The following is a 21,330-nucleotide window of genomic DNA, read 5'->3' on the forward strand; positions in this document are numbered from 1 at the left end:
GGTGCGAGGTGGCAGCGTGACGCGCATGACACCCGACCTGGCCATCGAGACCCACGGTCTCGTCAAGACCTTCGGCGAGACGCGTGCCGTCGACGGCGTCGACCTGGCCGTCCCGGCCGGCGGCGTGTACGGCGTGCTCGGGCCCAACGGCGCCGGCAAGACCACGACCATCCGGATGCTCGCGACCCTGCTCCCGCCCGACGGCGGCACGGCGTACGTCCTGGGCCACGACGTGGCCCACGAGGCCGCGGAGGTGCGGTCACGGGTGGCGCTGACCGGGCAGTTCGCCTCGCTCGACGAGGACCTCTCCGGCAGCGAGAACCTCGTGCTCATCGCCCGCCTCCAGGGCTACTCCCGCGCGGCGGCCAAGGAGCGCGCGGCGGAGCTGCTGGAGGCGTTCGGCCTGACCGCGGCGGCTCGCAAGCAGGTCAAGGCGTACTCCGGCGGCATGCGGCGCCGGCTCGACATCGCCGGGTCGATCGTGGTCCGCCCCGACCTGATGTTCCTCGACGAGCCGACCACCGGCCTGGACCCGCGCAGCCGCAACCAGGTGTGGGAGATCGTCCGCGCGCTGGTGCGCGCGGGGACGACGGTGCTGCTGACCACGCAGTACCTCGAGGAGGCCGACCAGCTCGCCGACCGGATCGCGGTCATCGACCACGGCCGGGTGATCGCGGAGGGCACGAGCGGGGAGCTCAAGGCCTCGGTCGGATCCGGCGCGGTCAAGGTCCGCGTCGCCGACCCGGCCGACCGGCCGGCCCTGGCCGCCATGCTCGCCGAGGCGCTCGACGCCGAGGCGGTGCTCGACTCCGACCCGGCCTCGCTGTCCTTCCGGGTCGCCGACGCGACCCGCGTGGCCGGCGCGCTCCACCGCGCCGGCGAGCACGGCCTGCGGGTCAGTGAGTACTCCCTGGGCCAGCCCAGCCTCGACGAGGTCTTCCTCGCCCTGACCGGCCGTCCCGCCGACGACGGCACCACCCGTGAGCCCACCGCAGAGGAGGTCCCGGCATGACGACCACGACCCGGGCCGAGAGCGCCCACCAGGACGACCCCGCCCTCGACGCGTCGGTCATCGCCGCCGTCGGCGGTGCGGGCCGGCCCCGGCACGCGGGGCCGGTCTCGGCCTCGCTCACCTACGGCTGGCGGGCGCTGCTGAAGATCAAGCACGTCCCCGAGCAGCTCTTCGACGTGACGATGTTCCCGATCATGTTCACGCTGATGTTCACCTACGTCTTCGGCGGCGCGATGGCCGGCTCGCCGGGGGAGTACCTCCAGTACGCCCTGCCCGGCATCCTCACCCAGACGGTCGTCTTCATCACGATGTACACCGCCATGACCATCAACACCGACATCGAGAAGGGCGTCTTCGACCGCTTCCGGTCGCTCCCGGTGTGGCGGCCGGCGCTGCTGGTCGGCGCCCTGCTCGGCGACGCGCTGCGCTACGTGATCGCCTCGACGGTCGTGCTGACCGTCGGCGTCGCGATCGGCTACCGCGCGCCGGGCGGGCTCCTCGGGGTGGTCGCGGCCGTCGCGCTGCTGGTGCTGTTCTGCGTCTCGCTCACCTGGCTGTGGCTGATCGTCGGACTCAAGGTCCGCACCCCGAACGCGGTCATGGGCATCTCGATGATGGTGCTCTTCCCGCTGACCTTCGTCTCCTCGGTCTTCGCACCGCCGGAGACGATGCCGGGCTGGCTCCAGGCCTTCGTCGACGTCAACCCGGTCACCCTGCTCGTCGAGGCCGCCCGCGGCCTGATGGACGACGCCGCGGACGGCGGCGACATCTCGCTGGTCGTGCTCCTCTCGGTCGTCATCACCGCCGTGTTCGCGCCGATCGCCCTGCGGCTCTACAACCGCAAGACCTGAGGGGCCCACGGTGGACATGCTGTCGAACGCGGAGATCGCCGCGGCCGGGCTGGCCGACTGGCGCAAGCTCGGCCAGGCGCTGCACGCGCGGTACGCCGTCGCGGACCTCGCGGCCGGCGCCCGGCTGGTCGCCGCGGTGGCCGACGCGGCGGCCGCGGCCGGCGCCGAGCCCCGCGTGTCGGTGACCCGTGGGCACGTCGACCTGCGGCTGGTCAGCCACGACGCGACCTACCGCGACGAGGAGGGCGTCGAGCACGTCGTCGAGTGGGTGACCCGGCGCGACGTCGACCTCGCCCGCCGGATCACCGGGCTCGCCGAGGAGCAGGGCGCGGTCGCCGAGCCGGCCGGGATCACCGCGATCGAGCTGGCGCTCGACACGGCCCGCTCCGGGCTGCTCGCACCGGTGTGGGCCGCCCTGCTGACCGGCTCCACCGACGCCGTCGGGCTCGGCTCGACCTCCGACGACGTCCGCGACGCCACCGGCCAGGTGCCGGGGCTGTGGTTCCAGCGGACCGACCCGCACGACGAGCCGCGGCAGCGGTTCCACCTCGACGTGTGGGTCGCGCCGGAGGTCGCCGAGCAGCGGATCGCCGCGGCGGTCGCCGCCGGCGGGATCGTCGTGGACGACAGCCAGGCCCCGTCGTACACCGTGCTCGCGGACGCGGACGGCAACAAGGCGTGCGTGTGCACCTCGCTCCCGCCGGCGAGCGGCTCGTGACGTGGCCGCGCGTGGGCCGGCTCCGCGCCCTCGAGCTCGGCACGCCCGGCGGGCTGCGCGAGGAGCTCAACGGGCTCGTCCTGGCAGGGGAGAAGCAGGCGACGGCCGGCCTGCTGGCGGAGTACGACGACGAGGACGAGGAGCTGGAGCACGTCGGCGAGCGGCTGGCGCTGGTCGACGACGACGGCCGGCACGTCGCGACGGTGGAGGTGACCGCGGTGGACGTGGTCGCGTTCGGTGACGTGCCGTGGTCCTTCGCGCAGGCTGAGGGCGAGGGCGACGCGGACCTCGCGGACTGGCGCGAGGGTCACCGTCGCTACTGGGCGCGCCTGGGCACTCCGGTCACCGACGAGACGAGCGTCGTCTGCCTGCGGTTCCGGCTCGCCTGAGCGGTCGCCCGGGGCGGACCACGGTCCCCGCGGCGGCCGCCACCGCGACCAGCACGGGCCAGAGCGCGAGCCGCTCGAGGGCGCCCGACGCGGGGCCCTCGCCGACGAGCACGAACGCCGCGCCCGCCGCTCCGGTGACGACGCCGGTGGCCACCAGGGCACGAGCGAGCCGCGGCGAGTCGGCGTGCAGGCGGACGCCGAGGGCGACCAGCGCGACCGGCTGCGCGACGAACAGCGGCGCCGCGGCGACGACGTGCAGCGTGACGTCCTCGTCGAGTGGCGCGAGGCCCGTCGCGACCGAGCTCAGCCCGGAGACGACGAGCAGCCCGCTGACCCATGGCCCGAGAGCCCGGCCGAGCAGCGCCGCGCCACCGGCCAGCAGGGCACCGGACACCACGAACGCACCGTTCATGAGGTCGTGCCGCGGCGAGCAGTACGCCGCCGAGCAGCCCGACTCGCCCAGCCGGCTGATCGAGTCGCCGAGGAGGCTGTAGTCGCCCGTGGTGCCGGCCGCCACGAACAGCTCCGCCGCGACGTACGCGGGCCGCACGAGCAGTGCGAGCGCTCCCCACCGCGCGACGGCCCGGCGGCCGGGGCCGAGGTCAGCCACGCAGCCGCACCGACAGGCAGGTGACGCAGCCCTCGAGCTTCTCGAACTCGGTGATGTCCACGGCGACGACGCGCAGGCCCCGGTCCTCGTACAACCGCCGGGTCGCGGGCGCGGCGGCCGACATCAGCACGGTCTCCTCGTCGAGGAGGACGACGTGCGCGCCGGGCTCCTCCGGGACGGGGAGGAACGAGGTCCACACCGAGGGGTCGTCGACCAGCTCCTCGAAGCCGACGACGGTCCCGTCCGGGAGGGCGGTCACCGCGGACTTGAGGTGGAGCACCTTCGTCAGGGGTACGCCGACCACGCGGGCGCCGAGCGGCTCGAGGTGCCGGGCGAGCTGCTCGGCGCCGGACCGGTCGGTCCGCCCACCCAGGCCCACCCACACGGTGCCGTCGTGCTTGAGCACGTCCCCGCCGTCGAGCGTCCCGGGCGCCTCGATCCGCTCCATCCGGTAGCCGAGCTCTCGCAGCACCTGCTCGGTGCCGGCGGTCTCGGGCTTCCGCTCGTCGGCACCGGGCCGGGTGACCACGGCGAGGTCGGCGAGGACGACGACGGTGTCCTCGACGAAGACCGAGTCCGGGCACTCGGGGGCCGGCGGCACCTCGACGGTCTCCCAGCCCTCCGCCTGGAGGGCCGCCACGTAACCGTCCCACTGCTGCAGTGCGAGGTCGACGTCGACCGGGACCCGCTCGACGTGGGTGAGCAGCCCCTCGGCCAGGCGGGGGCTGGGGCGGCGGACGAGCGCGCGGCGGGGCATGGGGGGATCCTGCCGCACGGCCGCCCAGGTCCGGGTCCCGTCAGTCGCCGAGCACGCGCCGCAGGTAGGCGTTGGCGAGGACCCGGTCGGGGTCCAGCCGGTCGCGCACGGCGAGGAAGTCGGCGAACCGCGGGTAGACCGGAGCGAGGTCCGCCGCCGACATCGTGTGCACCTTGCCCCAGTGCGGGCGGCCACCGGCGGCGCGGAGCACCGGCTCGACCAGGCCGAAGTAGCGCCGGTGGTCGGCGTCGCGGTGGGTGTGGAAGGCCAGGTAGAACGAGTCCCGCCCCGACGCGGTCGACAGCGGCACGTCGTCGGCCGGGGTCGAGCGCACCTCGACGGGGAAGGCGACCGTGACGTCGGAGGCGTCGATGACGCGTCGGCACTCGCGCAGCACCTCGAGGCCGACCTCGCGCGGCACGGCGTACTCCATCTCCCGGAAGACGACGTGCCGCGGCGAGGTGAAGACCCGGTGCGCGACGTCGCTGTAGGTCCGGGCGCCCAGCACGCGCGCGCTGACCTGGTTCATCCGCGGGATCACCCGGGGGACGCGGTTGGCCGCCGCGTTGAGCGCGCCGAAGACCGTGTTGGACAGGAAGTCGTCGTCGAGCCACGAGCGCCACCGCGCCAGCGGCTCGGCCTCGGAGACGTCGGCGGCGAGGCGGTCGTTGCGCTTGACCAGGGTGCGGTCGGTGTGGGGGAACCAGTAGAGGTCGACGTGGTGGCTGCCCGCCGTCATCTCGTCGTACGTCGCCAGCGCGGCGTCCCACGCCATCGGCTCCTCGCGGGCCTCCAGCAGGAACAGCGGCTCGACCCGGAAGGTCAGCGTGGTCAGCACCCCGAGCGCGCCGAGCCCGACCCGCGCGTGCTCGAGCACCTCCGGGTGCTCCTCGGACGTCGCCCGGACCACCTCGCCGGTGCCGGTGACCAGCTCCAGGCCGGCCAGCTGGGCGGCCAGCCCGCCCGCGAGCCCGCCGGTGCCGTGGGTGCCGGTCGAGACCGCGCCGGCGAGCGTCTGCTCGGCGATGTCGCCCATGTTGTGCAGGCTCAGCCCCAGCCGCTCGAGCCCCTCGTTGAGGTCCTGCAGCTTGGTGCCGGCCAGCGCGGTGACGGTCATCGCCTCGCGGTCGACCGCGACGATCCCGGCCATCGCGGTCGGGAGCAGCATGGTCTCCTCGGGGGCCGCGATCGCGGTGAACGAGTGGCCGGTGCCGACCATCTTCACCGTGCTGCGGCGCTCGCGGGCCCGGATGACCTCGGCCGCGATCCCCGCCGCGTCGGCGGGCCGCACCACCCGGCTCGGACGTGCGTGCTCCAGCCCCGACCAGTTGCTCCACTCCACGAGGCGCAACCTATCGGCCAGGGGCCCGGAAACGGGTCAGTCGCCCCGGGGCAGCAGCTGGGCGGCGAGCGCGGCGACCACGCCGGCGGTGAGGCTGACCAGGTAGGCGGCCGACGCGCCGGAGTGGTCGACGACGAAGCCGCTGATCGTGGCGCCGGGGGCGACGCCGGCGACCAGGCCGGTCTGCATGATCGCCATCCCCTCGGTGAGCCGGCTCGCGGGCACGACCTGCTCGGTCAGCGACATGGTGGCCACGAGGGTCGGCGCGATCGCCAGGCCGCCGGCCAGGAGCACCAGGCCCATCAGCCACACCTGGTCGATGAAGAACAGCGGCGCCATCGCGCAGGCCATCGCGAAGGCGCCCCAGCGCACCCGCACCGCGGGCCCGCGGCGCCACGAGACGGCGCCGGTCGCGAAGCCGGCGACCAGGCTGCCGAGCGCCCACAGGGCGAGCAGCCCGCCGGCGTACGCCTCGTTGCCCTGCTCCTCGGCGAAGGCGACGGTCGTGACCTCGGCCGCGCCGAACAGCACACCGAGGGCGGCGCTGCCGATGGCCAGCGGCGTCACGGTGCGCCAGGGCAGCGGCGGCCGCGCGCCCGCGGTCCGGTCGTGGCGGTGCGGCGGCGGCTCGGTCGAGCGCTGCGCGGCGAAGGCGAGGCTGCCGCCGACCCCGGCGACGATGGCGACCGCGAGCCCGGCGACGGGGTCCACCGTCGTGGCCAGGAGCGTCACGAGGATCGGGCCCAGGATGAAGACCGCCTCGTCGGCGACCGCCTCGAGCGCGTACGCCGTCTGCTTGTCCTCCGGCGCCTGCAGGACGTGTGACCAGCGGGTCCGCACGCACGAGCCGATCTGGGGGAGCGAGCCGCCCGCGAACGCCGCCGCGGCGTACGTCGCGCCGAGCGACCAGCCGGCCTCCACCGAGGTCACCAGCGCGACCATCGCGACGCCGAAGACGACGCTCGCCGTCGCCAGCACGCGGCCCTGGCCCAGCGCGTCCAGCAGTCGGCCCTGGACGATCGCGAGGACGGCGTTGGCGACCATGTACGCCGCCGACACGGCGCCGGCGACGCCGTAGGACCCGGTGGAGGACTCGACGAGCAGCACGATGCCGAGCCCGACCATCGAGATCGGCAACCTGGCGACCAGTCCGGTGGCGCTGAAGAGGGCGGCGCCGGGGTGGGCCAGGATCCGGCGGTAGGTGGCGAGGGCGGTCATGGCGGAGGTCAACCTAAGGCCGGCCCGGAGGCCCCCACCAATCGTCGGAGCGTTGTCCGCGCTCCCTACGATGAGGCCATGTCCAGCCCCGCCGCCGCGCCCGACCCGGCGCCGTACGACGCCCTCCTGCTCGTGTCCTTCGGTGGGCCGGAGGGGCCCGACGACGTCGTCCCGTTCCTCGAGAACGTCACCCGCGGCCGGGGCATCCCGCGCGAGCGCCTGGAGCAGGTCGGCGAGCACTACCACCTCTTCGGCGGCAGGTCGCCGATCAACGACCAGAACCGCGCGTTCCTCGGGGAGCTGCGGGCCGACCTGGCCGACGCGGGCGTCGACCTCCCCGTCTACTGGGGCAACCGCAACTGGGACCCCTACCTCACCGACACGCTCGCCCAGATGGCCGCCGACGGGGTGCAGCGGGCGGCGTGCTTCATGACGAGCGCCTACTCCTCCTGGTCGAGCTGCCGGCAGTACCGCGAGAACCTCCACGCCGCCGTCGACGGCCTCCCCGAGGGTGCGCCGGCCCCGAAGCTGGACAAGCTGCGTCACTACTTCAACCACCCCGGCTTCGTGGAGCCCGTCGTCGACGCGACCCTCGCCGCGCTGGCCGACCTGCCCGACGACGTGCGCGACGGCGCGCACCTGGCGTTCGTGACCCACTCGATCCCCACCCAGATGAACGACGCGAGCGGCCCGCCCGAGCAGGGCGGCGGCGCCTACGTCCGCCAGCACCTCGACGTCGCCGGCGTCGTCGCCGACCGGGTCCGCGAGGAGACCGGCCGGGAGCACGCGCACGAGCTCGTCTACTGCTCCCGCTCCGGTGCCCCGCACGTCCCGTGGCTCGAGCCCGACGTCAACGACCACCTCGCGGCGCTCAAGGAGCAGGGCGTGCCGGCGGTGGTCATGGTGCCCGTCGGCTTCGTCTCCGACCACATGGAGGTCATCTACGACCTCGACACCGAGGCGATGGCGACCGCCGAGGAGCTCGGGCTCCCCGCTCGCCGTGCCGCGACCGCCGGCACCGACCCGCGGTTCGTCCGCGCGGTCCGCGACCTGCTGCTCGAGCGGGCCGCGGTCGAGCGCGGCGAGGAGGTGGCCCGTGCCGCGGTCGGCGCCACCGGCCCGATGTGGGACCGCTGCCCGGTCGGCTGCTGCGCCAACCCGCGCGGCGCCGTGCCCACCCTGACCGGCGAGCGCGAGCCGATCGACCAGTGACCGACCGACCGGCGTCGCCCGAGGCCCTCCGCGACGTCGCGCTCGAGGTCGCCCGCGCGGCCGTGGGGGTCGTGCGCGAGCACGCCGCCCGCGGGGTCGGCGTGGCGGCGACGAAGACCAGCGAGGTCGACGTCGTCACCGAGGCCGACCGGGCGAGCGAGGCGCTCATCCGGTCGATGCTGCGCGAGCGGCGCCCCGACGACGCCGTCCTGGGGGAGGAGGGCGACGACGTCGCCGGCACCAGCGGCGTGCGGTGGGTCGTCGACCCCATCGACGGCACCGTCAACTTCCTCTACGGAATCCCGCAGTACGCCGTCTCCGTGGCCGCCGAGGCCACCGGTCCCGACGGCACCGCCGAGGTCGTGGCGGGCGTCGTCGTCAACGCCGCGACCGGCACCGAGTACGTCGCGCACCTCGCCGCCGGCGGCACGGGCGTGGCGACCCGCGACGGCGAGCGGATCCGGGTGGCGCCGCCGACCCCGCTGGGTCGCAGGCTGGTGGCGACCGGCTTCTCCTACGACAGCGACCTGCGCGAGCTCCAGGCCCGCGCGCTGGTGCGGCTGCTGCCGCGCGTCCGCGACGTACGCCGCCTGGGCGCCTGTGCGCTGGACCTGTGCCACGTCGCGGAGGGCCTCGTCGACGGCTACGTCGAGGAGGGCGTGCACCTGTGGGACCACGCCGCCGGGGCACTGGTGGCCCGCGCCGCGGGCGCGCGGACCGCGCTGCTGCCGGGCGTCGGCGGCCGGGACCTGCTGGTCGCGGCGCCCGCCCACGGGTTCGACGAGCTGCTCGCCGCCGTCGTCGACTCCGGTTACGCGGCCGGGGAATAGGGCACTTGCCCCAGACGTTCCCGACCTGCCCCGCCGCCCGGTGTGGGCAACCGCCGACCGATGGTGCACAATCTGGCGCGCCGTTGGTGGCACATCGAGCCCGAGGGGAGTGAGCGACGCATGGCGACGGACTACGACGCACCGCGCAAGAACGAGGAAGAGCAGTCCGAGGAGTCCATCGAGGAGCTCAAGGCGCGTCGCCACGACAAGAACTCCGGGAAGGTCGACGAGGACGAGGCGGAGGCGGCCGAGTCCTTCGAGCTGCCCGGCGCGGACCTCTCGCACGAGGAGCTCGCCGTCGAGGTGAAGCCCAAGCAGGACGACGAGTTCACCTGCATGAGCTGCTTCCTGGTCCACCACCGCAGCCAGCTGGCCGACGAGAAGAAGATGATCTGCCGCGACTGCGTGTGACGACTGACTGAACGCAAGAGGCCCGCGACCACCTGGTCGCGGGCCTTTCGCCTGTCCGGCCCCGGGAGCCGTCCCGGTCAGGCCTTCTGGTCAGGCCTTCTGGTTGTCCTTGCGCAGGTCCGGCGGCAGGTGGCCGGTCGAGCGCGTGTAGTACGACGCAGCCCGGCGCTGGGCCAGCATGCGGGCGAGCCCGACGGCGACACCGCTGGCCACGGCCCACGCGACCGCCTCGCGCAGCTCGACGTCCGGGTCGGCCGGGTTCTCGGGGGGCTTCCGGCCGGTCGCGACCTGCCAGGTCTTGTCCAGTCCCTTCTTGGCGAGCGCCGCGGCGCCGAGGGCGGAGGCGAGGGAGAAGACGGACCACACCTTGGAGGAGTCAGATGCCATGGCGGGACAGTACCCAGCGCTCAGGCCGGCATGTCGCCGGCACCGGCGCGGGCGGCGGTGACCGCGGCGGCGAGCCGGTCGGGGTGGCGGGTGCTGACCAGCCAGTACGGCGCCGGGTCGGCCGGGTCGGTGACCGTCACCCGCACGGCCCGCTTCAGGTATGGCCGCAGCAGCAGGTAGGCCCGCGCGTCCGCCTCGGGGCCGGCGACCCGCTTGGTCTCCTCGGCGTCGAGGGCACGCGCTTCGCCGAGGTGCTCGACGCCGATCCGGGCGCGGCCCGCGCGCAGCTCCCCGTCGGCCACGACCACCGGCGCGGCGCCGTACCCCACCAGGAGCGCGACGGCGATCAGCAGCAGCACCGCGGAGGCGCTCCACGCCAGGACGCCGGGGACCGCGACGACCAGCGCCAGCCAGAGCGACGCCACGAACATCGTGGCCTGCACCCACCACCGCAGCGGCACGCCGAGGCGCTCGCGGTGGTCGGCGGGCTGGGTCGGGACGGGCGCTGACACGCGTCACAGCCTCCCATCCCGCTCGTCCCGCGGCTGCTCTAGGGTCCCGATGTGCCCGACTCCCGAACCGACCTCGACATCCACGTGGTCCGGCTCGACCCGGACCTCCCGCTGCCCGCCTACGCCCACCCCGGTGACGCCGGCGCCGACCTGGTCACCACCGTCGACGTCGTGCTGGCGCCGGGGGAGCGGGCGCTCGTGCCGACCGGCATCGCCATCGCCCTGCCCGAGGGGTACGTCGCGCTCGTCCACCCCCGCTCCGGGCTGGCCGCCAAGCACGGCGTGTCCATCGTCAACGCACCCGGCACCGTCGACGCCGGCTACCGCGGCGAGGTCAAGGTGCTGCTCGTCAACCTCGACCCGGCCGAGCCGGTCGAGCTGCGGCGGGGCGACCGGATCGCGCAGCTGGTCGTCCAGCGCGTCGAGACCGCGCGGTTCGTCGAGGTCGACGTCCTGCCTTCCTCCGCGCGCGGCACCGGAGGTTACGGTTCTACCGGGGGGTTCGGTCGTCCCTGACCGTCCCCGACCAGCCAGTCGAGGGAGATGTCCGTGAAGTTCCGCCGCAAGTCCGTCGACCCCACGCCCGCGGGCGGATCGACCGGCGATGGCGCGCACGCCGACGACGCCGCGGGCGCGACCGCTCCGGTCGGGCCCTACGACTCCGCGGAGCTGCCGCCGGGTGACGGCGAGCGGGTCGACCTCGGGTCCCTGCTCATCGCCGCCGCGCCCGACCGCGAGCTGCGCCTGCAGGTCGACGAGCGCACCGGCGAGGTCCAGGCGGTCCTGCTCACCGGCACCGACGGCGCCCTCGAGCTGCGGGCCTTCGCCGCCCCCCGCAACGGCGACCTGTGGAGCGAGCTGCGCCCGCGGATCGTGGCCGAGATGGCCCAGCGCGGCGGCACGGCCACCGAGCGCGAGGGCCGCTTCGGCACCGAGCTCCTCTGCGACCTGCCGGTCACCCGCGCCGACGGCCAGTCCGCGACCCAGCCGTCGCGGATCATCGGCATCAACGGCCCCCGCTGGCTGCTGCGCGCCACCCTGCTCGGCCGGCCCGCCGTGGACCCCGAGGCCGGCCGGGAGTGGGAGGACGTCGTCACCAACGTCGCCGTACGCCGCGGCGCCGGCGCCGTCCCGCCCGGCGAGCCGCTGCCGGTGACCATGCCCGAGGGCGCGAGGCGGCTGGGATGAGCCGGCTCCGCCGCACCCTGAATCGCTGGGCCGACACCAACGACCAGCACGCGCGGGACCTCCGCAAGACGTACGCCGCCCCCGACTGCGCCACCATCGCCGCCGCCCCGGACCGCGAGCGGGTGCACCTGCGCGGCACGCTGCGCACCGTGACGCTCCGGCCCCGCGGCGGCGTGCCCGCCCTCGAGGCCGAGCTGTTCGACGGCTCCGGCGTGCTGACCGTCGTCTGGCTCGGTCGGCGCCAGATCGCCGGGATCGTCCCGGGCCGCTCGGTCGACGTGCAGGGCCGGATCGGCACCCACGACGGCGTCCGCACCATCTACAACCCCCGCTACGAGCTGCTCCCGTGACGACCGAGCAGGAGCGCCCCGCGACCGTCGAGACCGTCGAGTCGGTCGTCCGGGCCCAGCTGGCCAAGGCGCTGGGCGGCCGGCGCGGCATGGTCGAGGCGGCCGTGCCGACGATCCTGTTCACCGCGCTGTGGCTGACCACCCGCGAGCTCGTCGTGGCCCTCGTGGTCAGCGTGGCGGCGGCCGTGCTCGCGCTGGTCGTCCGGCTGGTGCAGCGCTCGACCGTGCAGTTCGCGCTGAACGCCCTCTTCGGCATCGGCATCGGCTGGCTCTTCGTCCGCATCGCCGCCAGCCGCGGCGGCAGCGAGGACGACCAGGCGCTGGCGTACTTCCTGCCCGGCATCCTCTACAACGGCGGCTACACCGTCGTCCTCGCGCTCACCTGCCTGGTCGGCTGGCCGCTCGTCGGGTTCATGGTCGGCAGCGTCACCGGCGACGCCACCGCGTGGCACGAGGACCGGCAGGTCGTGCGCCTGTGCACCACGCTGACCTGGCTGCTGGTGCTGCCGTGCTTCCTGCGGGTGCTCGTCCAGGCGCCCCTCTGGCTGGCCGGCAACAGCGGGACGATGGACGTCGACACCGTCGTCGCCGCGCTCGGCGTGCTCAAGATCGCGCTCGGCTGGCCGCTCCAGCTGGCCGCCCTCGCCGGCATGGCCTGGGTGCTCGGCCGCGACCGCACGCCCGTCACCGCCTGAGCCTCGCCTGCAGACGCCCCGAGCGGCGTGCCCGGCCCGCGGCCCGGTCAGGCGGGCGGGGCGATCCGGTCGAACGCGTCGACGTAGGCGTCGACGACGGCGGGGTCGGACACCTCGAGGGCCAGGCCGGTGCTGGTGAGGCCGCGGTCGGTCCACGGCGGGCCGCCGACCCAGGCTCGGGTGACGTCGCCGCCGGAGACGACGAGGGTGGTCTGGGCGACCTTGGCGACCGTGACGGCGACGCCGGCGGCGGTGAGCCGGGACGTGACCCCGCTCAGCACGCCGGAGCCGACCACGACGGCCACGTCGCAGCCGGCGGTGCGGAGCGCGGCGAGCCGGTCGGCCACGGCACGGCCGCGGGCGCCGGCCCACGACCGGACGACGGCGCGCACCGTGGTGCCGGCGCAGCCGACGGGGGCGAGCGCGTCGAGCACGGGGTCGGTCGCGCCGGCCGTCACGGGGTAGGTCAGCGCCGGCACGGCGCCGCTCGGGGCGGGCTCCTCGGTCGCGGGGACGTCGGCGGCGGGCAGCGGCTCGGGGGCGCCGCCGGCCGCGGCGACGAGGCGGTCGAGGACGGCGCCGTACGTCTCGTACGTCGCCGGGTCGGTCGAGACGAAGCCGGTCGTCCACGCGGTGGTGCTGGCGGGGACGGCCGCGGCGCTGGCGACGACCGTGAGGTCGGTGGTGCGCGCGAGCCGGTCGACGAGCAGCGCCTCGACCTCGTGGCGGCCGCCGTCGAGGCAGGCGGCCGGGCAGGCGAGGGCGTACGACGCCGCGGCGGTGTCGGTGCCGAGCGCGGCCTGGATGCGGGTGAGCGCGGGGGTGACCGCACCGGTGACGACGCGCACCTGCACGCCCTCGAGCGCCGCGGCGAGCAGCGCCTCCTCGAGGACGGGGTCGTCGAGGCGTGCGGTCGCGAGCCGGACCGTGTCGCCGGGCTCGGCGTTGCGGACCGCGCGGACCTGCCGGTCGCGGACGGCGGTCCCGGCGGCGGGGGCGGCCGGGTCGGCGGTCGGGTCGTTGAAGACCGGCCCGTCGGCGAGGAGCTGCTGCGGTTGGTAGGTCACGACGACCGCGTCGTGGTCGGAGGCGAAGCCGCGGACGACGCGCTGGTCGGTCGGGACCAGGCCGCCGGCGGAGCGGACGGTCATCGTGTAGTCGAGCAGCGAGCGCGTCCCGCGCGAGCCGACCAGCGGCATGTCGAAGCGCACCAGGTCGCCCAGGGCGTTGGTGGGCAGGCCGGCGAGGCGGCGGTTGCGGTCGGCGAGGTAGTTGACGTTGAGGTCACCGCCGGCGAAGACGTGCTCGGTGGTGCCGAAGAGCCGCTCGATCTCCCCGCGCAGCAGCTGGAGGTGCTTGCGCAGGCGGGGGATGCGGCGCATGTCGGTGAGCCGGGCGTCGTGGGAGGCCCGCGCGATCGTGTGGGCGTTGACCAGTGCGTACACCTCGCCGGTCGCGATCTCGCGCAGCCGCACCGAGTTGATGTACCGGGCCGGCGTCACGCCCTTCTCCGAGGGGTGCACCTTGATGGTGTTGCCCTCGAGCAGCCGGAAGCGCGAGCGGTCCCAGATGATCGGGATGGTGGCGCCGCCGGTGGTGGGCATGTACCAGCCCCAGTCCTCGGCGGTCAGCAGCGTGATCAGGTTGGCGCGGTCGACCGCGTCGGAGAACTCCTGCAGGCCGCCGGCGTCGGCCAGCGGCAGCACCCGGCGCACGTCGGCCATCGCCTTGGCGGGGGAGAGGCAGTAGCAGACGTTGAGCGTGAACGCCCGGAACGGCGCGGCCGGCTCGGCGGTCACCTCGTCGGTCACGTCGTCGGTCACCGAGACGCCGGCCGTCGGGGAGGGCCGCGCCGCGCCGCCCGTCGCCGCGCCCGCGGGCACGGCCAGGACGGCGCCCAGCAGCGTGGCGGCGGTGCCTGCCGCCAGCGCGCGCGCGAGACCGACGCGTCGTGCGGGTCGCCGTCGACCGCGTCGCACCGTGACCGGAACACCCATGACTTCGCCTCCTGCCGGGCACCCGTGCCCGTCCCTCGGGCGGTCGGGTCGCACCGAGCGCACTGATCACACCAGTCACATCAGTCACACACAAGCGGTCCGGCGCAACTACAACGCTGTAGTTCCGGGACGATGCTCCCGGCGCGGCCGCCGACGGGGCGGCCGCGCGCCCGCAGACCCGCCGCAGGAGGCTCCCCGAGATGACGACCGACGTACGCCGGTCCCGGTGGCGGGCCGTGCCCGCCGCGCGCATGCACCTGTGGCTGATGCTGGTGCTGACGTTCACCACCGGGATCAACGACGCGGTGGGCTACCTCGGCCTGGACCGGGTCTTCACCGGCAACATGACCGGCAACGTGGTCATCCTCGGCATGGCGCTCGTCGGCGACACCGGCCTGCCGGTCCTCGGGCCCGCGCTTGCGCTCGTCGGGTTCATGGTCGGCGCCGCGGGCTCCGGGCGGGTGCTGCGGACCACGATCGACCCGTGGGGAGCCCGCACGACGTGGCTGCTCGCCGTCGTGGCGCTCGTGATGTTCGGCCTCGCTGGCCTGCTCGCCGTGGCGGGGAACCACCCCGAGCAGTCGGTCATGGTGACCACGACGACCCTCGCGGCCGCCGCGATGGGCATGCAGGCCGCCGTGGCCCGCCACATCGCGGTCAAGGACGTCACCACCGTGGTCGTGACCAGCACGATCACCGGCCTGGCCGCGGACTCCTGGTTCGGTGCCGGCCGCCCGGGGAGCACCGCTCGCCGGGTCCTCGCGGTCGTCCTGATCCTGCTCGGCGCGACCGCGGGCGCCGCGGCCCTGCAGCTCCACCTCGGCGCCGGCCTCGCGCTCGCCGGCGTGCTCATCGCCGTGGTGGCCGTGGTCGGCGAGCTGCACGCCCGACCGACCCGGCGCGCCACGCCGGCCTGATCCCGTCCGGCTCCCGGCGGCCGCCCCCGCAGCCGCTCCCGGCGCCGGCACCAGCGCCGCGAACCCCGGGGAGGAACAGCCGCGGCTCAGCCGCCGTGGGTGGAGGGGGCGAGCAGCCGCTCGAGGGCGTCCTCGCCCTCGGCGGGGACCACGAAGAGCAGCTCGTCGCCGGACTCCACGGGCTGCTCGGCGTCGGGCACGTAGACCTGGCCGTCGCGCAGGATCGTCACGAGCGCGCAGTTGTCGGGCAGCGGGATGAGGCCGCTCGGCTTGCCGACGTACGGCGAGTCCGACGGCAGCGTCATCTCGACGAGGTTGGCGTTGCCCTGGCGGAAGGTGAACAGTCGGACCAGGTCGCCGACCGTGACCGCCTCCTCGACGAGGGCGGACATGATCCGCGGGGTCGAGACGTTGACGTCGACGCCCCAGGCCTCGGTGAACAGCCACTCGTTGTTGGGGTGGTTGACCCGGCCGACCGTGCGCGGCACGCCGAACTCGGTCTTGGCGAGCAGCGAGGTCACGAGGTTGACCTTGTCGTCGCCGGTGGCGGCGATGACGACGTCGCAGCGGTCCATCCGCGCCTCCTCCAGCGAGGAGAGCTCGCAGGAGTCGGCGAGCAGCCACTCGGCGTCGGGGACGCGCTCGGGCCGAATGGAGTCGGGGTTCTTGTCGATCAGCAGGACCTCGTGGCCGTTCTGGATGAGCTCTCGGGCGATGGAGCGGCCGACGGCTCCGGCTCCGGCGATGGCGACGCGCATGCCGTTCAGTCCTCCTGCGGTCCGCGCTTGATGACCTTCATGGCGTGCTCGGCGTTCTCCTCGCGGACGACCAGGTGGATCAGGTCGCCCTCCTGGATGACGGTCTCCCGCTTGGGGAGCATCCCCTCGCCGAGCCGGTCGATCCAGGCGATCCGGCTGCCGGTCTGCTCCTGGAAGTGGATGGTCCGGTGGCCGACCCAGACCTGCGGCACCGGCACGTGGTCGACGCGGATCGTCCCGGACGGGTCGCGGAAGTCCGGCTCGGCGCCGGCCGGCAGCAGCCGGCGCAGCACCTGGTCGGCGGTCCACTTCACGGTCGCGACCGTGGTGATGCCGAGCCGCTGGTAGACCTCGGCGCGGCCGGGGTCGTAGATGCGGGCCACGACCTGCTGGATGCCGAAGGTCTCCCGCGCGACACGCGCGGCGATGATGTTGGAGTTGTCGCCGGAGGAGACCGCGGCGAAGGCGTCGGCGCGACGGATGCCGGCCTTCTCGAGGACCTCCTGGTCGAAGCCCACGCCGGCGATCTTGTCGCCGTTGAAACCGGGTCCGAGACGGCGGAACGCGTCGGGCTCGCTGTCGATGATGGAGACCGTGTGGTTCCGGTCCTCGAGGCTGCGGGCGAGGGTGGAGCCGACTCGGCCGCAGCCCATGATCACGACGTGCACGGGGGAACCGTACCCGCGGTTCGCCGGGAAAGTTCCGCGAAGCGTCCGGTGGGCCCGCGGAGAGGTACCGTTGCCGCCCGTGAGTGTCGGGGACGTCTCCAAGCGGATCCTGCTGGGCCGCAAGCTGAGGAGCTCGCAGCTCGGCGAGACGCTGCTCCCCAAGCGGATCGCGCTGCCGGTCTTCGCCAGCGACGCGCTGTCGTCGGTGGCCTACGCCCCGGACGAGGTCTTCATCATGCTCTCCCTCGCGGGGGCGTCCGCCTACGTGTGGTCGTGGAAGATCGCGCTCGCGGTCGCGCTGGTCATGGCGGTCGTCGTGGCGTCGTACCGCCAGACCGTGCACGCCTACCCGTCGGGCGGCGGCGACTACGAGGTCGCCACCGTCAACCTCGGCCGCACCGCCGGCATGACCGTCGGCAGCGCGCTCCTGGTCGACTACGTGCTGACGGTGGCGGTGTCGATCTCCTCCGGTGCGCAGTACGCCGCCGCGGCGATCCCCTCGCTCATCGGCCACGAGCCGACGGTGGCCGCCGTCGCGGTGCTGGCGCTGATGGCGATGAACCTCCGCGGCATCCGCGAGTCCGGGACGTTCTTCGCGGTCCCGACCTACCTCTTCATGGTGGCCATCCTGGGCATGTGCGCCTTCGGGCTGTTCCGCCTGGCGATGGGCGACCTGCCCGACGTGGAGTCCGCCGGCCTGACGATCGAGCCCGAGCCCGGCCTGGAGGAGCCGCTCACCACGATCGGCCTGCTGATCCTGCTCGCCCGCGCCTTCTCCTCCGGCTGCGCGGCGCTGACCGGCGTCGAGGCGATCTCCAACGGCGTGCCCGCGTTCCGCCGCCCCAAGAGCCAGAACGCGGCGACGACGCTGCTGCTGCTCGGCCTGATCGCGATCTCGATGATGGTCAGCGTCATCGTGCTGGCCCGGCAGATGGGCATCCGCTACGTCGACCCGCACGACCTGGACCGGCTGGTGCAGGACGGCCAGCCCGTCGGGGCCGACTACGAGCAGCACGCGGTGATCGCGCAGATCGCCCGCGCGGTCTTCCAGGAGTTCTCGCCGGCGTTCTACGTCGTCGTCACCGTCACCGGCATCATCCTGGTGCTTGCCGCGAACACCGCGTTCAACGGCTTCCCGGTGCTCGGGTCGATCCTCGCCAAGGACGGCTTCGCGCCCCGCGCGTTCGGCTCCCGGGGCGACCGGCTGGCCTACAGCAACGGCATCGTCTTCCTCGCCGTCATGGCCATCGCGCTCATCTACCTCTTCGACGCCGAGACCACCCGGCTCATCCAGCTCTACATCGTCGGCGTCTTCGTCTCCTTCAACCTCAGCCAGCTCGGCATGATCCGGCACTGGACGCGGGCGCTGCAGACCGAGCGCGACCCCGCGGCCCGCCGGCGGATGGTGCGCTCGCGCGCGATCAACACCGTCGGGCTGTCCTTCACCGCGGTGGTGCTGGTGATCATCCTGTTCACCAAGTTCCTCGCCGGCGCCTGGATCACGATCCTCGCCATGGGCGGCTTCTTCCTGCTCATGAAGGGGATCCGCAGCCACTACGACCAGGTGGCCGAGGAGCTCGCCGCCGACGAGGGTGACAAGGCGCTGCCGACCCGCGTGCACGCGATCGTGCTGGTCTCCAAGCTGCACAAGCCGACGCTGCGAGCGCTGGCCTTCGCCAAGGCGACCCGGCCGAACGTGCTCGAGGGCGTGTATGTCGACGACGGCACCGAGGCGACCGCCCGCCTGCTCGCGGACTGGGACGAGCGCCGGATCGACGTGCCGCTCAAGGTGCTCCACTCGCCGTACCGCGAGCTGGTCCGGCCGGTCGTGGAGTACGCCGGCGAGATCCGCAAGGCCAACCCGCGCGGCGTCGTCGCTGTCTACATCCCGGAGTACGTCGTCGGGCGCTGGTGGGAGCAGCTGCTCCACAACCAGACCGCGCTGCGGCTCAAGGGGCGGCTGCTGTTCAGCCCGGGTGTCATGGTCATCTCCGTGCCCTTCCAGCTGCGCTCCTCCGAGATCGCCCGCGAGCGGGTCCGCCGCGAGGCCACCCGGGTCCGGCCCGGCGACCTCCGGCGCGGCCGGGTCGAGCGCCGCTCCGACGACCGGCAGGTCCAGCGATGAGCCCGCGCCCGCCCCAGCGGCGGGGCCGCCCGGCGCCGCGCCAGCGCCAGGCGCGCGGCGCCTCGGTCGTCGGCCGTCGCTTCGAGGCCGTCGTCGGCCCGGTCGCGCACGGCGGCCACTGCATCGTCCGGGTGACGGTGGACCCGTCGGCCGAGCCCGTCGAGACCCGCGTGGTGTTCACCCGGCACGCCATCCCCGGCGAGCGGGTCGTCCTGGAGCTGACCGAGGGCACCGAGGGCGACCGGTTCTGGCGTGGGGACGTCGTCGAGGTCCTCGAGGCCTCCCCGGACCGCGTCGAGCCGCCCTGCCCCTACGCCCGGCCCGGCCGCTGCGGCGGCTGCGACTTCCAGCACGTCGACCTCGGCCGCCAGCGCGCGCTCAAGGCCGAGGTGGTCGCCGAGCAGCTGCGCCGCCTCGCCGGCCTCGACGTCCCGGTCACGGTCGAGGCGGTCGAGGGCGACCTGCCCGAGCAGCTGGCCGGCCTGCGCTGGCGCACGCGGCAGCAGTACGTCCGCCTGCCCGACGGCAGCCGCGGCCTGCGCAAGCACCGCTCCCGCGAGGTCGTCGTGATCGACGACTGCCGCATCGCCCACCCCGAGGCCCGCGAGCCGCGGCCGGGGACGGCGACCGAGCAGGTCGCCGGCCCGACCTCCACGCAGGCGTTCGAGGTCGCCGCCGACGGGTTCTGGCAGGTCCACCCCGGTGCGCCGAGGGTCCTCGTCGAGACCGTGCTCGGGCTCCTCGAGCCGCGGGCGGGGGAGTCCGTGCTCGACCTGTACGCCGGCGTGGGGCTGTTCGCGCGGTTCCTCGGCGAGGCCGTGGGGGAGACCGGCCGGGTGGCCGCCGTCGAGGGCGACCCGACCGCGGCCGGGCACGCCGCGACCAACTGCCCCGGGGCCGAGGTCACCGCCGGAGGCGTCGACGAGGTGCTCGCGGCGGCGTACGACGGGCACTGGGACCTCGTCGTCCTCGACCCGCCGCGGGAGGGCGCGCGCCGCCCGGTGGTCGAGCAGGTCGTCGCCCGCACGCCGCGCGCGGTGGCGTACGTCGCGTGCGACCCGGCGGCGCTGGCCCGCGACGTGGCGGTCTTCGCCGAGCACGGCTACCGGCTCACCACGCTGCGGGCCTTCGACCTGTTCCCGATGACCCACCACGTGGAGTGCGTCGCGCTGCTGGAGCGGGTCCCGAGCAGCTGACGCGCGCGGATCGGTGCCATCACGTGGCACCGATCCACGACCGTGCCGGCTCTCCACAGGCCGCGACGGGCGCGGTGGGCCAGCAGCGGCGGCGGGCAGGCTCCGGCCGTGCCCGACGCCGACCCGCCGCCCCCGGACACCGAGGGCCTGCGCCACCTGACGACCTACGTCCAGGACGGGGTGGTGTCCCGAGCGCAGCTCCGCGCGCTCGGCTTCCGTCCCCACGACGTGCGCCGGATGCTGCGCCGGCGCGACCTCGGCGTGGTCCACCCCGGCGTGTACGTGCAGCACACCGGGCCACCGACCTCGCCGCAACGCGCCTGGGCCGCGGTCCTCGCCACCGGTGGCGTGCTCACCCGCGAGTCCGCGCTGCCGAGGCCGCCCGAGGGGGCTCCGGTCCAGGTCGCGATCGACGTACGCCGCACGGTGGCCCGGCTCGACGGCGTCACCGTGCACCGCACCGCCCACCTGGCCGACCGCGTCGCTGCGGGCTCGTCGCCCCCGCGGGTCGTGCCCGCGCACGCCGCCCTGGACCTGGCCGACTCCGCCGCCGACGACCACGCGGCGTACCGGGTGCTCGCCGACGTGCTGCACACCCGCGTGGTGACCGTCGCGGACCTGTCGAGTGCCCTGGCGGCGCGGAGCCGGCTGCGCCGCAGGGGGCTGCTGGTCGAGCTGGTCGCGGACCTGGCGGCCGGCGCTGCCTCCGTGCTCGAGCGCGCCTACCTGCGCGACGTCGAGCGCGCCCACGGCCTGCCGGTGGGCCGCCGGCAGGCACGGGGGAGCGTGGACGGTCGGACCGTGCTGCGGGACGTCGCCTACGACGGCTTCGGCACCTTCGTGGAGCTCGACGGCCGGGCGTTCCACGACACCCCGGCCGCTCGCGACCGCGACCTGGCCCGGGACCTGGCCGCGGCGGTCGCCGACCAGCGCACGACCGTCCGTCTGGGGTACCGCCAGGTCCTGGGTGACGCGTGCGGGACGGCCGACGCCGTGGCCCTCCTGCTGCAGCGGCGCGGCTGGCGCGGGGTACCGGTGGCGTGCCCACGGTGCGCCGGTCGGAGGTCGTGATCCGGTGCCGACCCGTGGCACCGGATCGCGACCGAGAGAGCCACACTCACTCGACATCGTGTATCTTGACATCAAGACATATCGCGGCACGGAACGCATCGGGCGGTTAGGGGAAC

24 protein-coding genes are annotated in these 21,330 nt (G+C 74.6%); 15 read left to right on the forward strand and 9 right to left on the reverse strand.

What is annotated here, in order from left to right:
• Positions 1 to 25 precede the first annotated feature (25 nt).
• Genes QWY28_RS09445 through QWY28_RS09460 form a run of 4 tightly spaced genes read left to right on the forward strand, consistent with a single transcriptional unit; the run spans position 26 to position 2,970 of the window.
• On the forward strand, positions 26 to 1,012 hold the full coding sequence (locus QWY28_RS09445) for an ATP-binding cassette domain-containing protein (RefSeq protein ID WP_300952307.1): 987 nt from the start codon (positions 26 to 28) through the stop codon (positions 1,010 to 1,012).
• The gene (locus QWY28_RS09450; protein WP_300952249.1) at positions 1,009 to 1,863 is read left to right on the forward strand and encodes an ABC transporter permease; all 855 of its coding nucleotides are present in this window, start codon (positions 1,009 to 1,011) and stop codon (positions 1,861 to 1,863) included. Before QWY28_RS09445 ends, QWY28_RS09450 begins: the two co-directional genes overlap by 4 nt.
• Before the next feature lie 16 nt (positions 1,864 to 1,879).
• A complete protein-coding gene (locus QWY28_RS09455; RefSeq protein ID WP_300952308.1) occupies positions 1,880 to 2,581 on the forward strand; it encodes a VOC family protein in 702 nt (233 codons plus the stop codon).
• Positions 2,548 to 2,970, forward strand: coding sequence for an ASCH domain-containing protein (locus QWY28_RS09460; protein WP_300952250.1), 423 nt, complete (start codon positions 2,548 to 2,550; stop codon positions 2,968 to 2,970). The genes QWY28_RS09455 and QWY28_RS09460 overlap by 34 nt, the downstream gene beginning before the upstream one ends.
• On the opposite strand, the gene QWY28_RS09465 is transcribed toward QWY28_RS09460, so the two are convergent.
• Genes QWY28_RS09465 through QWY28_RS09480 form a run of 4 tightly spaced genes read right to left on the reverse strand, consistent with a single transcriptional unit; the run spans position 2,924 to position 6,897 of the window.
• Positions 2,924 to 3,580, reverse strand: a complete 657-nt coding sequence (locus QWY28_RS09465) for a DUF998 domain-containing protein (protein ID WP_300952251.1) — start codon at positions 3,578 to 3,580, stop codon at positions 2,924 to 2,926. The genes QWY28_RS09460 and QWY28_RS09465 overlap by 47 nt on opposite strands.
• Complete coding sequence (ddaH, locus tag QWY28_RS09470) at positions 3,573 to 4,337, reverse strand: dimethylargininase (RefSeq protein WP_300952252.1); 765 nt, start codon at positions 4,335 to 4,337, stop codon at positions 3,573 to 3,575. The genes QWY28_RS09465 and ddaH overlap by 8 nt, the downstream gene beginning before the upstream one ends.
• Positions 4,338 to 4,377: 40 nt before the next feature.
• Entirely contained in the window at positions 4,378 to 5,679 is a 1,302-nt protein-coding gene (locus QWY28_RS09475; RefSeq protein ID WP_300952253.1) for a D-arabinono-1,4-lactone oxidase, read from the reverse strand.
• A 36-nt stretch (positions 5,680 to 5,715) separates the two neighbouring features.
• Positions 5,716 to 6,897, reverse strand: a complete 1,182-nt coding sequence (locus QWY28_RS09480) for an MFS transporter (protein ID WP_300952254.1) — start codon at positions 6,895 to 6,897, stop codon at positions 5,716 to 5,718.
• A gap of 78 nt (positions 6,898 to 6,975) precedes the next feature.
• Here QWY28_RS09480 and QWY28_RS09485 point away from each other — a divergent pair, with 78 nt between their 5' ends.
• The 3 genes from QWY28_RS09485 (at position 6,976) to QWY28_RS09495 (ending at position 9,350) form a co-directional block, all read left to right on the forward strand.
• Complete coding sequence (locus QWY28_RS09485) at positions 6,976 to 8,109, forward strand: ferrochelatase (RefSeq protein ID WP_300952255.1); 1,134 nt, start codon at positions 6,976 to 6,978, stop codon at positions 8,107 to 8,109.
• Complete coding sequence (locus tag QWY28_RS09490) at positions 8,106 to 8,939, forward strand: inositol monophosphatase family protein (RefSeq protein WP_300952256.1); 834 nt, start codon at positions 8,106 to 8,108, stop codon at positions 8,937 to 8,939. The genes QWY28_RS09485 and QWY28_RS09490 overlap by 4 nt, the downstream gene beginning before the upstream one ends.
• A gap of 120 nt (positions 8,940 to 9,059) precedes the next feature.
• Positions 9,060 to 9,350 carry a DUF4193 domain-containing protein gene (locus tag QWY28_RS09495; RefSeq protein ID WP_154611873.1) on the forward strand — a complete coding sequence of 97 codons (291 nt, stop codon included), beginning with the start codon at positions 9,060 to 9,062 and terminating at the stop codon, positions 9,348 to 9,350.
• Positions 9,351 to 9,440: 90 nt separating this feature from the next.
• Here QWY28_RS09495 and QWY28_RS09500 read toward each other — a convergent pair whose 3' ends face one another.
• Both QWY28_RS09500 and QWY28_RS09505 read right to left on the reverse strand, forming a co-directional pair.
• Positions 9,441 to 9,737 (reverse strand): DUF4235 domain-containing protein, encoded by a 297-nt coding sequence (locus QWY28_RS09500; RefSeq protein ID WP_300952257.1) that lies wholly within the window; start codon positions 9,735 to 9,737, stop codon positions 9,441 to 9,443.
• 20 nt (positions 9,738 to 9,757) lie between these two features.
• Positions 9,758 to 10,249, reverse strand: a complete 492-nt coding sequence (locus QWY28_RS09505) for a DUF3093 domain-containing protein (RefSeq protein WP_300952258.1) — start codon at positions 10,247 to 10,249, stop codon at positions 9,758 to 9,760.
• Positions 10,250 to 10,300: 51 nt separating this feature from the next.
• On the opposite strand from QWY28_RS09505, the gene dut reads away from it, so the two are divergent.
• From dut to QWY28_RS09525, 4 genes are read left to right on the forward strand one after another with little or no spacing between them, the layout of a single operon-like run.
• Complete coding sequence (gene dut / locus QWY28_RS09510) at positions 10,301 to 10,765, forward strand: dUTP diphosphatase (protein WP_300952259.1); 465 nt, start codon at positions 10,301 to 10,303, stop codon at positions 10,763 to 10,765.
• A gap of 27 nt (positions 10,766 to 10,792) precedes the next feature.
• The gene (locus QWY28_RS09515) at positions 10,793 to 11,437 is read left to right on the forward strand and encodes a DUF3710 domain-containing protein (RefSeq protein WP_300952260.1); all 645 of its coding nucleotides are present in this window, start codon (positions 10,793 to 10,795) and stop codon (positions 11,435 to 11,437) included.
• Positions 11,434 to 11,787 carry an OB-fold nucleic acid binding domain-containing protein gene (locus QWY28_RS09520; protein WP_300952261.1) on the forward strand — a complete coding sequence of 118 codons (354 nt, stop codon included), beginning with the start codon at positions 11,434 to 11,436 and terminating at the stop codon, positions 11,785 to 11,787. Before QWY28_RS09515 ends, QWY28_RS09520 begins: the two co-directional genes overlap by 4 nt.
• Complete coding sequence (locus tag QWY28_RS09525; protein ID WP_300952262.1) at positions 11,784 to 12,482, forward strand: DUF3159 domain-containing protein; 699 nt, start codon at positions 11,784 to 11,786, stop codon at positions 12,480 to 12,482. Before QWY28_RS09520 ends, QWY28_RS09525 begins: the two co-directional genes overlap by 4 nt.
• 47 nt (positions 12,483 to 12,529) lie before the next feature.
• On the opposite strand, the gene QWY28_RS09530 is transcribed toward QWY28_RS09525, so the two are convergent.
• Positions 12,530 to 14,479: an endonuclease/exonuclease/phosphatase family protein gene (locus QWY28_RS09530; RefSeq protein ID WP_300952263.1), complete on the reverse strand. Its 1,950-nt coding sequence runs from the start codon at positions 14,477 to 14,479 to the stop codon at positions 12,530 to 12,532.
• A gap of 200 nt (positions 14,480 to 14,679) precedes the next feature.
• On the opposite strand from QWY28_RS09530, the gene QWY28_RS09535 reads away from it, so the two are divergent.
• Positions 14,680 to 15,396, forward strand: a complete 717-nt coding sequence (locus QWY28_RS09535) for a DUF1275 family protein (RefSeq protein WP_300952264.1) — start codon at positions 14,680 to 14,682, stop codon at positions 15,394 to 15,396.
• Positions 15,397 to 15,482: 86 nt separating this feature from the next.
• Here the strand turns inward: QWY28_RS09535 and QWY28_RS09540 are convergent, their stop codons facing one another.
• Positions 15,483 to 16,154 carry a potassium channel family protein gene (locus tag QWY28_RS09540; RefSeq protein WP_300952265.1) on the reverse strand — a complete coding sequence of 224 codons (672 nt, stop codon included), beginning with the start codon at positions 16,152 to 16,154 and terminating at the stop codon, positions 15,483 to 15,485.
• A gap of 5 nt (positions 16,155 to 16,159) precedes the next feature.
• Positions 16,160 to 16,807: a potassium channel family protein gene (locus QWY28_RS09545; protein WP_439117246.1), complete on the reverse strand. Its 648-nt coding sequence runs from the start codon at positions 16,805 to 16,807 to the stop codon at positions 16,160 to 16,162.
• Positions 16,808 to 16,901: 94 nt separating this feature from the next.
• On the opposite strand from QWY28_RS09545, the gene QWY28_RS09550 reads away from it, so the two are divergent.
• The 3 genes from QWY28_RS09550 (at position 16,902) to QWY28_RS09560 (ending at position 21,214) form a co-directional block, all read left to right on the forward strand.
• Positions 16,902 to 18,947: an APC family permease gene (locus QWY28_RS09550; protein ID WP_300952267.1), complete on the forward strand. Its 2,046-nt coding sequence runs from the start codon at positions 16,902 to 16,904 to the stop codon at positions 18,945 to 18,947.
• Positions 18,944 to 20,143 (forward strand): class I SAM-dependent RNA methyltransferase, encoded by a 1,200-nt coding sequence (locus QWY28_RS09555; RefSeq protein ID WP_300952268.1) that lies wholly within the window; start codon positions 18,944 to 18,946, stop codon positions 20,141 to 20,143. The genes QWY28_RS09550 and QWY28_RS09555 overlap by 4 nt, the downstream gene beginning before the upstream one ends.
• 108 nt (positions 20,144 to 20,251) lie before the next feature.
• Positions 20,252 to 21,214, forward strand: a complete 963-nt coding sequence (locus tag QWY28_RS09560) for a putative endonuclease domain-containing protein (protein ID WP_300952269.1) — start codon at positions 20,252 to 20,254, stop codon at positions 21,212 to 21,214.
• Positions 21,215 to 21,330: the final 116 nt, after the last annotated feature.

The sequence above is a fragment of the Nocardioides oceani genome (assembly GCF_030412965.1).
Lineage (GTDB): Bacteria > Actinomycetota > Actinomycetes > Propionibacteriales > Nocardioidaceae > Nocardioides > Nocardioides oceani.

Excerpts from the sequence above, each read along its gene's own strand:
- QWY28_RS09515 (WP_300952260.1), top strand. The coding sequence starts at position 10,793 with ATGTCCGTGAAGTTCCGCCGCAAGTCCGTCGACCCCACGCCCGCGGGC.
- QWY28_RS09535 (WP_300952264.1), top strand. The coding sequence starts at position 14,680 with ATGACGACCGACGTACGCCGGTCCCGGTGGCGGGCCGTGCCCGCCGCG.
- QWY28_RS09555 (WP_300952268.1), top strand. The coding sequence starts at position 18,944 with ATGAGCCCGCGCCCGCCCCAGCGGCGGGGCCGCCCGGCGCCGCGCCAG.
- QWY28_RS09485 (WP_300952255.1), top strand. The coding sequence starts at position 6,976 with ATGTCCAGCCCCGCCGCCGCGCCCGACCCGGCGCCGTACGACGCCCTC.
- QWY28_RS09450 (WP_300952249.1), top strand. The coding sequence starts at position 1,009 with ATGACGACCACGACCCGGGCCGAGAGCGCCCACCAGGACGACCCCGCC.
- QWY28_RS09445 (WP_300952307.1), top strand. The coding sequence starts at position 26 with ATGACACCCGACCTGGCCATCGAGACCCACGGTCTCGTCAAGACCTTC.
- QWY28_RS09530 (WP_300952263.1), bottom strand. The coding sequence starts at position 14,479 with ATGGGTGTTCCGGTCACGGTGCGACGCGGTCGACGGCGACCCGCACGA.
- QWY28_RS09480 (WP_300952254.1), bottom strand. The coding sequence starts at position 6,897 with ATGACCGCCCTCGCCACCTACCGCCGGATCCTGGCCCACCCCGGCGCC.
- QWY28_RS09455 (WP_300952308.1), top strand. The coding sequence starts at position 1,880 with ATGCTGTCGAACGCGGAGATCGCCGCGGCCGGGCTGGCCGACTGGCGC.
- QWY28_RS09540 (WP_300952265.1), bottom strand. The coding sequence starts at position 16,154 with ATGCGCGTCGCCATCGCCGGAGCCGGAGCCGTCGGCCGCTCCATCGCC.
- QWY28_RS09520 (WP_300952261.1), top strand. The coding sequence starts at position 11,434 with ATGAGCCGGCTCCGCCGCACCCTGAATCGCTGGGCCGACACCAACGAC.
- ddaH (WP_300952252.1), bottom strand. The coding sequence starts at position 4,337 with ATGCCCCGCCGCGCGCTCGTCCGCCGCCCCAGCCCCCGCCTGGCCGAG.
- QWY28_RS09495 (WP_154611873.1), top strand. The coding sequence starts at position 9,060 with ATGGCGACGGACTACGACGCACCGCGCAAGAACGAGGAAGAGCAGTCC.
- QWY28_RS09545 (WP_439117246.1), bottom strand. The coding sequence starts at position 16,807 with ATGGGCTGCGGCCGAGTCGGCTCCACCCTCGCCCGCAGCCTCGAGGAC.
- QWY28_RS09500 (WP_300952257.1), bottom strand. The coding sequence starts at position 9,737 with ATGGCATCTGACTCCTCCAAGGTGTGGTCCGTCTTCTCCCTCGCCTCC.